General features: G+C 40.7%; 5 protein-coding genes and 2 pseudogenes. 5 read left to right on the plus strand and 2 right to left on the minus strand.

What is annotated here, in order from left to right; translation table 11 throughout:
* Window positions 1-441 precede the first annotated feature (441 nt).
* The 3 genes from K4039_RS25745 to K4039_RS25755 all read left to right on the plus strand — a co-directional run bounded on the left by K4039_RS25745 (window position 442) and on the right by K4039_RS25755 (window position 5,379).
* On the plus strand, window positions 442-2,436 hold the full coding sequence (locus K4039_RS25745) for an SPFH domain-containing protein (RefSeq protein WP_265239353.1): 1,995 nt from the start codon (window positions 442-444) through the stop codon (window positions 2,434-2,436).
* A gap of 114 nt (window positions 2,437-2,550) precedes the next feature.
* Complete coding sequence (locus K4039_RS25750) at window positions 2,551-3,228, plus strand: leucine-rich repeat domain-containing protein (protein ID WP_265239354.1); 678 nt, start codon at window positions 2,551-2,553, stop codon at window positions 3,226-3,228.
* 54 nt (window positions 3,229-3,282) lie between these two features.
* Complete coding sequence (locus tag K4039_RS25755; RefSeq protein ID WP_265239355.1) at window positions 3,283-5,379, plus strand: leucine-rich repeat protein; 2,097 nt, start codon at window positions 3,283-3,285, stop codon at window positions 5,377-5,379.
* Between the two features lie 64 nt (window positions 5,380-5,443).
* Here the strand turns inward: K4039_RS25755 and K4039_RS25760 are convergent.
* Window positions 5,444-6,454: pseudogene (locus tag K4039_RS25760) on the minus strand (ISKra4 family transposase).
* 983 nt (window positions 6,455-7,437) lie between these two features.
* Window positions 7,438-8,385, minus strand: a complete 948-nt coding sequence (locus K4039_RS25765) for an NAD-dependent epimerase/dehydratase family protein (RefSeq protein ID WP_265239356.1) — start codon at window positions 8,383-8,385, stop codon at window positions 7,438-7,440.
* A 410-nt stretch (window positions 8,386-8,795) separates the two neighbouring features.
* Here K4039_RS25765 and K4039_RS25770 point away from each other — a divergent pair.
* Window positions 8,796-9,520 (plus strand): annotated as a pseudogene (locus K4039_RS25770) (IS1 family transposase).
* A 666-nt stretch (window positions 9,521-10,186) separates the two neighbouring features.
* A complete protein-coding gene (locus tag K4039_RS25775; protein ID WP_265239357.1) occupies window positions 10,187-11,125 on the plus strand; it encodes a UDP-glucuronic acid decarboxylase family protein in 939 nt (312 codons plus the stop codon).
* Window positions 11,126-11,160: the final 35 nt, after the last annotated feature.

Here is an 11,160-nt window from a genome sequence, read left to right on the forward strand (position 1 = left end):
GGTGGTGGTGGTGGCGGTGGCGGCGGTGGTTAATATCAACGGGACTTACGCATCACAACCAAAGAAACCGGGTTTTTACTTAATCTAGGGGCTGTAACGAAGTATTTCGGTAAAAACCCGGTTTCTGAGCACCCGTTGATATATTGATATCACCCAAATTCAGGAGACGGCAGTGCCGTTTCCCTACAAATAATCGGGCTCAGGTTACATTTTATATCGAGGTAAATTGATTTTTTTAAGGTAGGGAAACGGCATTGCCGTGTCCGAATTTGCTTGATTTTCAGATAAACCGATCGCACTGCCTGCACAATCATATTCCAAATATGACTTTTATGAACTCAATTAATGAATTTTATGAATTGACGTTTAAAGAAATTAGTTGAATACTGATCCTAGATAACAACTCTTCTGTACATCTTAGATTAAAGCAGGTAGAAAAACATGATTAAATTAGTAAGTTTGTTTCGTAAACTTTTACCCTTAACACTATCTGTAGCAACAACGATCGCAGCAGCAGGCGCGATCGCCCCACCAGCATCCGCCCAAACCAATCCGCCACCACCCCAAGCCCAAGAAGTCCAAGTAGCGCCAGAAGAAGGGTTTACTATCCCGATTTGGATTTTTCCCGTAGGCGCAATGTTCCTAGTTTTGATATTTATACCCAAAATTGGTTGGACTTTGGGATTAATCGCGATCGGCGAACGAGAAGTGGGAATTGTCACCAAGAAATTCTCCAGCAAAAACTTGCCATCCAGTAGATTAATTGCCCTCGATGGCGAAGGAGGTTTGCAAGCAGACACCCTTCCTCCCGGCTGGCATTTTGGTTATTTCCCCTGGCAATATAGCATTAAAAAAGAACCAGTTGTAGTCGTTCCTCAAGATGAAATAGGTTTAATTATTGCCAATGACGGAGCAACAATTCCTCCCGATCGCATTTTAGGAACAGTCGTCGATTGCGACAACTTCCAAAATGCCCGCAAATTCCTCACCAACGGCGGAGAAAAAGGAAGGCAGCTAGCCATCATCACAACGGGTACTTATCGAATCAATACAGCTATATTTGAGGTCATAACTTCAGCAAATGCCGCTCAAAAGGGTATGGAATCGTGGGAATTTGAAGTATACAAACTTGCTCCAGAGCGTGTGGGAATTGTGACCATACTAGATGGCATTCCCATTGATGAAGGTGAAATAGCCGGCCCCATAATTCCAGGTCACAACAATTTCCAAAAAGCGCAATCCTTCATCAAAGGTGGCGGGCGCAGAGGCTTGCAAGAACAGATAATTCTATCGGGTTCGTGGAACCTCAATCCCTGGTTTGTGCAAGTTGAACAGGTAATGATGACCGAAGTGCCGATCGGTTATGTAGGCGTAGTAATTTCCTTTGTGGGGGAATCGCAAAAAGATGTAAGTGGGGAAGCTTTTACCCACGGAAATCTTGTCAGCAAGGGCAATAAAGGCGTGTGGGTCGAGCCACTTTATCCAGGCAAACATCCCGTCAATACAAAAGTGATGAAAGTCGAACTTGTTCCCACTACCGATGTAGTTTTAAACTTCACATCACGGTTCAGCGGAGAACACGGCTATGACTCCAAATTAAGTGCGATGAAATTGCTTTCTTTTGACGGATTTGGCTTTGAATTAGAAATTTTTCAAATCATTCATGTCGGTACTTTAGATGCACCGAGAGTGATTTCACGCCAAGGTTCGATGCAGAATCTAATTGACCAAGTGCTGCGCCCAATTGTGGGTAATTACTTCCGCAATTCGGCTCAAGAATATACGATACTCGATTTTTTGATCGCGCGGAGCGATCGCCAAGCAGAGGCCGCAGAACACGTGCGTCAGGCATTGCGCGCCTATGATGTGCAAGCGGTTGATACCCTGATTGGTTTGATTTCGCCACCAGGGGAGTTGATGCAAACGTTGACCGATCGCAAAATTGCTCAGGAACAGGAGAAAACCTACGAAGCGCAGCGCAGTTCGGAGTCCCAGCGTCAAGAATTGGTGCGTGCAACTGCGATCGCGGACATTCAACATGAGGTGGTGGGGGCAGAACAAGGCGTGAAAATTGCTCAATTGACTGCTAGCGCTGCGATCGAACACGCCAACGGTCAAGCAGAAGGAATTCGCCTGATGGGACAAGCAAAAGCCGATGCTTATCAAGTTGGTGTCAGTGCTTTGGGCATCGAAAGTTACACGATGTTGCAAGCTATTCAGGCGATCGCAGATGGCAGCGTTCGCGTCGTACCCGATGTCGCAGTCAACGGTAGCGGCGGCGGTGGCGGTTTGCTTGACGGTTTGATGGCGACATTCATGCGGAATGAAACCACCAAAAATGGAGAAAAAGCAGAAGAATTACCTGTACTTAATGGACACAAATCGGAGCCTCTTGTTGTGAATTATGTCGCTGAATTTACCAATAGCAAAGATTAATTCTGTATCAGTTATTTGAGTTAAACGCTGCAATTTGTAGAGAGGTATTAATTCCTCTCTTGATTTCTTTAGTCAATGCTAAAACTTGGTGATTTATAAAACTACAGGTGAAAAATGATGAAATTTATAGTTCAACACAAACACATGAATGCACCAAAGTTGATGATAGTTGCTTTAAGTGCGATCGCCCTAGCATTATCGGTCAATAGATTATCTGCAAAAGCCGCAGAAACGCAACCAGGAAACAGTGGAAAAACATTTGCTGACTGGTGTCGCGAAAAAGCTTCTCTGAGTCCTGAAGCTAAACATACTGTTGAAGTGTTGTTGCGGAAATCTAAGACTACTGAGTGCGATGCAGCCGATCGGAAACTTTCGAGTCTCACGGAACTCTACCTCGACAATAATGAAATCAGTGATATCAAACCATTGCAATCTTTGACTCAACTGACTAACCTACACCTCAGCAGAAATGAAATAAGCGATATCAAACCGCTACAATCATTGACTCAACTATCTTTGCTTGCACTCGATAACAATCTTCTCAGCGACATCAAACCGCTAGCATCCTTGACTCAATTGATTTTTCTCGGACTCAGCGACAATAAAATCAGCGACATCAAACCATTGCAATCTTTGACTGAACTGGATTATCTCAGTCTTGAAAACAATCAAATCAGCAACATCAAACCCTTACAATCTTTGACTAACCTGAATTATCTATCCCTGGGTGGAAACCTAATTACTCCCAAAATTTGCCCGATGACCAAGCCAGAGTCTATCTGTAGTTGGTAACTCATAAATTAAATGCTCAAACCTTACTACTCTGAAAATGACAGGCACAAGATTATGACATTTATAGTTGCACAGAAACACATGAATTTACCAAAGTCGATCGCAATTACTTGTTTTACGATCCTAGCATTATCTGGAAATGGACTGTCTGCGATCGCAGCAGAAACGCAACCTGCAAACAAAACATTTGGTGATTGGTGTCGCGCTCAAGCTTCTTTGACTCCCGAAGCTAGACATACTGTTGAAGTGTTGTTGAACGAAGCTGATACTACTGATTGCGATGCGGCTAATCAGGAACTCTCAAATCTTACATCACTAAGCCTCAACCATAATCAAATTAGCGACATCAAACCATTGGAATCTTTGACCAAACTGACTTGGCTCGAACTCAGCAGCAATCAAATTAGTGACATTAAACCCTTACAATTTTTGACCAAACTGACTTGGCTCGAACTCAGCAGCAATCAAATTAGTGACATTAAACCCTTACAATTTTTGACCAACCTATCTATGCTCGAACTCGGATATAATCAAATCATCGACATCAAGCCCTTGCAATTTTTGACTCAACTGACTAATCTCGAACTCAGCGGCAATCAAATCAGTGATATTCAACCCTTGCAATCTTTGACTCAACTGACTAATCTCGAACTCAGCAACAATCAAATCAGTGACATTCAACCTTTGCAATCTTTGACTAACCTGGATGATTTTTACCTCAGCGGTAATCAAATTAGTAACATTCAACCCTTACAATCTTTGACTCAACTGACTAATCTCTACCTGAAAAACAATCAAATCAGCGATATCAAACCATTGCAATCTTTGACTAATCTGACTGCTGTCGATCTCGAAAATAATAAAATCAGTGATATCAAGCCCTTGCAATCTTTGACTCGACTGATGAATCTCGTTCTCGAAAACAATCAAATCAGTGATATCAAACCATTGCAATCTTTGAATAGACTTGAGTGGCTCAATCTCAACAATAATCAAATTAGCGATATAAAACCATTGGAGTTTTTGACGAAGCTGACTAATCTTTACCTAAAGAACAATAAAATCAGCGATATCAAACCATTGCAATCTTTAACTAACCTGACTCGGATAAAGCTTCACGGAAATGCGGTTGCCGCTATAGAATTATCTAGAAATAGAACCTCTTCATCGGTCACTCAGAAACAATCAGAATACACTGGACAAACATTTGGTGATTGGTGTCGCGAAAAAGCAAATTTGAGCGCTGAAGCTAAACATACTGTTGAAGTTTTGTTGAAAAAAGCTGAAACTACTGAGTGCGATGCAGCTAATCAGAAACTTTCGAGTCTCACAGAACTCGACCTCAACAGTAATGAAATCACTGACATCAAACCCTTGCAATCCTTAACGAACCTGACTAAACTTTTGGTTCACAAAAATCAAATCAGCGATATCAAACCCTTGCAATCTTTAACCAAGCTGACTAATCTCGGTCTCAGCGATAATCAAATCAGTGATATCAAACCCTTGCAATCTTTAACCAAGCTGACTAATCTCGGCCTCTACAACAATAGGATCGGCGATATCCAACCCTTGCAATCTTTGACTAACCTCACTCAACTCGGTCTTGAAAACAATCAAATCAGCGACATCCAATCATTGCAATCCTTAACTAACCTCACTCAACTCGGTCTCATGAACAATGAAATTACTGACATTAAACCATTGCAATCCTTGACAAACCTAACTACTCTAAACCTCGATCTCAATGAAATTACTGACATCAAACCATTGCAATCCTTGACTAACCTGACTGCGATCGGACTCAGCAACAATAAAATCAGCGATATCAAACCATTGCAATCCTTGACTCAACTTGACTGGCTCGATCTCAGCGATAATCAAATCAGTGATATCAAACCATTGCAATCCTTGACTAAAGTGACTACTCTCATCCTCCGAAATAATCAAATCAGCGACATCACACACTTACAATCATTGACTCAACTTGAGTGGCTCGAACTTAATGACAATAAAATCAGCGATATCAAACCCTTACAATCCTTGACTAACCTGATGTTATTTCACCTCGGTGGAAATCCGATTTCTCCCAAAATTTGCCCGATCAAGCCAGAGTCTACCTGCGATTGGGCACACTGGAATTTGCTCTAACTTGAAAGTTCATATAAATTGACCAAAGTCGATCGCAAGGGTGCATCTCACTTTGGCAAATACATCAAATTGAAAGTTGACCGTTGAGATAAGCACAGCGAAGAGAAAGGATAAAGGGAACGCTCTCAATCTTCCATTGCGCTCCTGATATTTTCACCCTAAACCCAATTCGTTTAATAATTGATTCAACTGTTCCCGAACCTATCGAACTTATGCATTCTTCTTTATAGTATTGGTAGTTGACTATTCGGCAGCGATGGGTCTCTAAATAGTTGCAAAATGTTTTAATTTTTTTTGTCATCTCTTTAAATAGATTGATAACTTCATCTATTTTACCTTGCCACAACATATTTTCTGCTAATTTTAAACGTTTTAGTGAACTTCCTACCTTGTAAACATTTTCTTTCAGATGATACCAATCTAAGATTTCTTGTCTTTGTTCAGTATCTTCAATATTTTGAAATATTTTCCAAATTCCCGCATGACCATCTCCTAGGTAATACATAGGATGTAGCAATTTTTGGCTATTACTCCAATCAATTAAATCTTGATTATTTTGAAAAAACACTCCCGAATAAACATTATCATGCGCAAATGGCTTTATAGTCTTTCCAGCAACACCCTTCGCCTTTTGTTTCGTTGCAGACGCTGACTTTGCCGCCATCCAATGTAATTTCTTGGACTCCTTGTTTAGATGTAGGTAATTCAAATTCTTGTCGTTTGACTAATCTTTGTAATGTACTATGAGAGACTTTGACCCCTGTGAAAATCTCTAAATCTTTTTCTGCCATTTGATAAGATTCGTTGGCACTGATTAAAAGACAGCATTTTTCCATCATTGGACTGAATTGACTCTAAGCTTTCAATCCAAAATATTTCGCCTGATTGTCTGTAATTTCGAGCGCACCGACTATTGATTTTATTTTTCTGGGTTTTCCTATTTGAATTCCTGATACTGCTGAAAAAAAAAGCTACCTAGTTCTGATCCCACTTCTTCTAGCATTTTCTGACGGAGAGCTTTTTCTATGCTGTCAAAACTTTATAACTCGGTTGGATCTGTATTTCTGTAAAGAATTTATGCTGCCGCTTTAAAGTAGGCTTTTAGCTGTTCTTGGTCTGAGGGTGTCATTTTCTTGGCATCATATTTTTTGGCGATTTTATGAGCTTTTCCATTTTAATCCTTTTGTGACATATTCGCCAAAGTGAGATGCACCCCTAAAAATCTCTGGTATATCTTAGCCGCTACCTGTAAAGGTAACCTGCTTTTCAATGATGATAGTTTTGAGGTTCAGCACTAAAGAAGTACACCGATGATTGTTTTGATAATGACTAATCTGTTAAAGTTAGCAATCTGCAAGTTGGATTTTCTGAATTGTACTTTTAGAGATAGTCATCATAAAAGTTACAACAATACAATTGCCAAACAACGATTAATAATAGAATCCCTGATTGTTCCTGAATTAAGGCTTGAGTACACAATCATCTCAGCTTGAAGGATATCGAGACTAATGAATTTGCAGTGTCACAGTCAGAATTACTAGCAATTAAATTATATCTTTCAGCACTATTTCTTGGTCACTTTCTTTTATGGTTGATTTTCCTACTCGTCAATTTACGCACGGTACTTTGTTATATATAGTTGCATAACCAGAGTTAAAATGTACCAAAAATGATTAACTTTACACAAAATGTACATACAATAAGAGTTTTATATTTTTTTTGTAAAAGGTATATTGATATCATCTCCGCTTGTATCGAAAAATTAACCGCATATATAAGCAGATTTACGCATTTAATTGCAAATCAGTACGATCTTCTAGCCCGTGGCACAGACAGGATGGTGCGACGGGCTGCCTTTGTCTAGTTTGGTCTCTTTCAAGCGATCGCTTTGTGTAGTAAAGTCTCCCCAAAAGGTCAAATACCCAAGCTTATAAGTAACTATACAAAAAAGACATAAGACCGAGAAACCGGGTTTCTTTAAAAAACCCGGTTTCTGAACTTATCAGATCCGGTAGCTGTATGCCTCACAGCATTTGATATGAGTAGGTTCAGCGCACTCTAACCGTACAAAGACTGCACCCATTCCCATTCTTGCTTTAACCCTTCTTTCAAAGAAACCTGTGCCTGATATCCCAAGATTTTCTGAGCTTTTGATACGTCAGCGCTAGTATCCCGTGCATCTCCTTTGCTCGATTCTAGGTAATTGATGCGAATTGGGCGATCGACAATGCTTTCCATAGTCTGAATAACTTCTGCTAAAGCAACTCGACTTCCGCCCCCAATATTGAATATTTCACCGACAGCTTCCGGCACTTTAGCAGCAGCTAAATTAGCAGCAATGCAATCGCTGACAAATGTGAAATCTCGCGTTTGTTGTCCGTCTCCGTAAATTGAAATCGCTTCGCCGCGCAAAATTGATTTGAAAAATATGTGAAATGCCATATCGGGACGCTGGCGAGGCCCGTAAACAGTGAAATAGCGCAGCATAGTTGCGGGAACGCCGAAATTGTGATAGTAAAGCGAACACAAACGTTCAGCGGCTAATTTGGTAATGCCGTAGGGAGAAACTGGTTGAGGGCAGGCAGTTTCGGAAGTAGGAAAAGTTTCAGCATTGCCGTACACGGACGAAGATGAAGCCAACACAAACTTTTTCAGTTGCGGTGCATCTTTTGCGGCTTCTAAGAGTACCTGAGTTGCATTGATATTGCGTTCTGTATAGCTGCGAAAACCATTTCCCCAGCTAGAGCGGACTCCTGCTTGGGCTGATTGGTGGTAAATGACTTCCACATTGGCTAAGAGAGATTTCCAATCTAAAGATAAGATATTGCTTTCTACCAGTTTAAAATTCGGATATTTTTCAAAATTAGCGAGATTTTTTCTCTTCAATTCGGGATTGTAGTAATCGTTGACTTCATCAACGCCGATCACTTGTTCACCTTGCTTTAAAAGAGTTTCTACTAAGTGAGAGCCGATGAAACCTGCCGCGCCTGTAACGATATTAGTCATTGGTTATGCTCCTTTGTAATAGCTAATGAAAGACTGGTTGCCAAAGTTACTCCAAAAACAAGCTTTATAATTTTCCGGTATTTTTTTATTAATTGCTTGATTCTTCGGAACCGCTGACGACATGAAATATCATACCACAAGTTTATTATCTCTGTAAATTGCCGATTTTGACTCTAGCTTTAGTGTGTTATAATTCTATCGACATAATTTTACATTCTAGCTGGTTGATTGTTTATTGTTCATTAGATTTAGTGTCTCCGAAAATTTCTAATTTTCGATAGTATCCTTCTAGTGTTTTAAATCCCAAATTCTCATCATTTCAGCTTCTAAACGGTGACGGCTTGCTGTTCCATAGGCTAACCGCAAGTCAGGATTTGCCAGCAAAATTCCCGGCGTTGCTGAGTTAGAGTATGAATAGGAGGAATAATTTATGCAACGCAAGCGAATGTAAATCAACCCATATCCGTAAAAATGGCGAGAAAAAAGGAAAACAGAACCACATTTGTGTCCAATGCGGTCGTCAATTCATCAATGAGTATGAGCCCCAGCGAGGTCAAGCGCGAAACCATCAAACGTGATTGCCTAAAAATGTACGTTAATGGCATGGGTTTACGGGCGATAGAACGAGTTAAGGGAGTTCATCATACCACGGTAATAAATTGGGTAAAACAAGTCGGTAAACTGTTACCAGATGTTTATGACCCGGAAGTCATTCCAGAAGTTGGTGAGCTCGATGAATTACAAACTTATGTTTAAAAAAACAGACAAGATCTGGCTGTGGAAAGCGGTTGACCACTTTAGTCCAGGAATTTTAGGATGGGTATTAGGGGATCATAGCGCTAAGACATTTGAACCATTATGGGACAAAGTAAGTGCATGAAAATGCTATTTTTATGTAACTGATGGATGGTCTGTATATCCCATGTTTATTCCTGATGAAGATCAGATTATTAGCAAGACTTACATGACACGAGTAGAAGGAGAAAATACAAGACTAAGACATTATTTAGCTAGGCTAGATCGTAAAATTTTTTGTTATTATAAATGTGACAAAATGCTCAAGCATTCTATTAATTTATTAATCCATTACTTGAAATTTGACGATATTCCCATGACCGGGGCATTCATACCTTGATTCAGCAACGCCGCATTTTAATTGTTAGTTTAGCATACCAAGTAAGGAAGAACCTAAAATACAGTGTTTAACTATTAATCCTGCTGCTTTCGGTGCGGATAGAGAACAAGTTCGCCTCGCACTTACTAAGGATAAAAGAGAAGCGCGTCCGGTTGGGAAACCTTTGCATTTGTAGCCTGTATTTGCTGAGTGTGAATGTATGGGAGGTGCAGTTGCTGAAGAGTTATTTGAGTACGGTCTTTGCTTACCTTCTGGCTCGAATTTAACTGAAGAAGATTTAGAAAGAGTCACAAGCGCGATATTGGGTTTGTAGTCAGGACTTTAGTCCTTATTAGATTTATAGCAAGGACTTGATCTTTTGTTTGCTACCTAATATTTGCACCAAAAATTAAGGCAAATAATTATATAGTCACTTTGGAGTTAATGTCAACAGTATTTTTGCGGAAGTATTGAAGTGTAAATAAAATTAGGTAGCTTGGATGTAGGAGCGATCGCACTCTGTTGCATATATCTGACAATGCTAAGTTAATTAAAGATTTGATGCAGGTGGCGGATAAGTCTTTACATTGTCGATCGATATTTTGTTATTGTATTAGCAAGTTTGATTCGATCGACTGAATCGTTGTACCACAGTCTTACACTCTAAACAGAACGGCAGTTTCCCCCATGAGAATTTTAGTCACAGGCGGTGCGGGTTTCCTCGGTTCCCACCTAATCGATCGCTTAATGGCCCAAGGACACGAGGTAGTCTGCCTGGATAACTTTTACACCGGGACTAAACGCAATATCCTCAAATGGCTGGATAACCCCTACTTTGAGCTGATCCGCCACGACATCACGGAACCGATTCGGTTAGAGGTAGATCAGATTTACCATCTGGCTTGTCCCGCTTCCCCTATACACTATCAGTACAATCCAGTCAAGACAATTAAAACAAACGTCATCGGCACGATGAATATGTTGGGATTGGCCAAACGGGTAAAAGCAAGATTCTTTCTGGCCTCCACATCCGAAGTGTACGGAGATCCTGACGTACATCCACAAACAGAAGATTATCGCGGCAATGTTAATTGTATCGGAATTCGCAGTTGTTACGACGAAGGAAAGCGAGTAGCTGAAACCCTATCTTTTGACTACCACCGCCAAAATGGGGTAGATATTCGAGTTGTGCGAATCTTCAATACCTACGGCCCCCGGATGTTGGAAAATGACGGCAGAGTAGTGAGCAATTTTATTGCTCAAGCTTTACGAAATCAGCCGCTGACTGTTTATGGCGACGGTTCCCAAACGCGGAGTTTTTGCTACGTTTCCGATTTGGTGGAAGGGTTTATTCGACTGATGAATAGCGACCAAATCGGGCCGATGAATTTGGGGAATCCAGGCGAATACACTATCTTGGAGTTGGCACAAAAAATTCAAAACATGATTAATCCAGGGGTGAAAATTATCTTCAAACCGCTGCCGGAAGACGATCCCAAACAGCGACAACCGGATATTACTCTTGCTAAAAATTGGTTGGGTTGGGAGCCAACTGTGCCACTGGATCAAGGTTTAGAGTTGACTATAAAGGATTTTCGCGATCGTATTGAGGGAAATCTTAATTAGAGATGGGAGAGTGGGGGAGGGGGAGAGGGGAAGAG

The organism is Lyngbya sp. CCAP 1446/10 (genome assembly GCF_026130175.1).
GTDB lineage: Bacteria > Cyanobacteriota > Cyanobacteriia > Cyanobacteriales > Microcoleaceae > Microcoleus.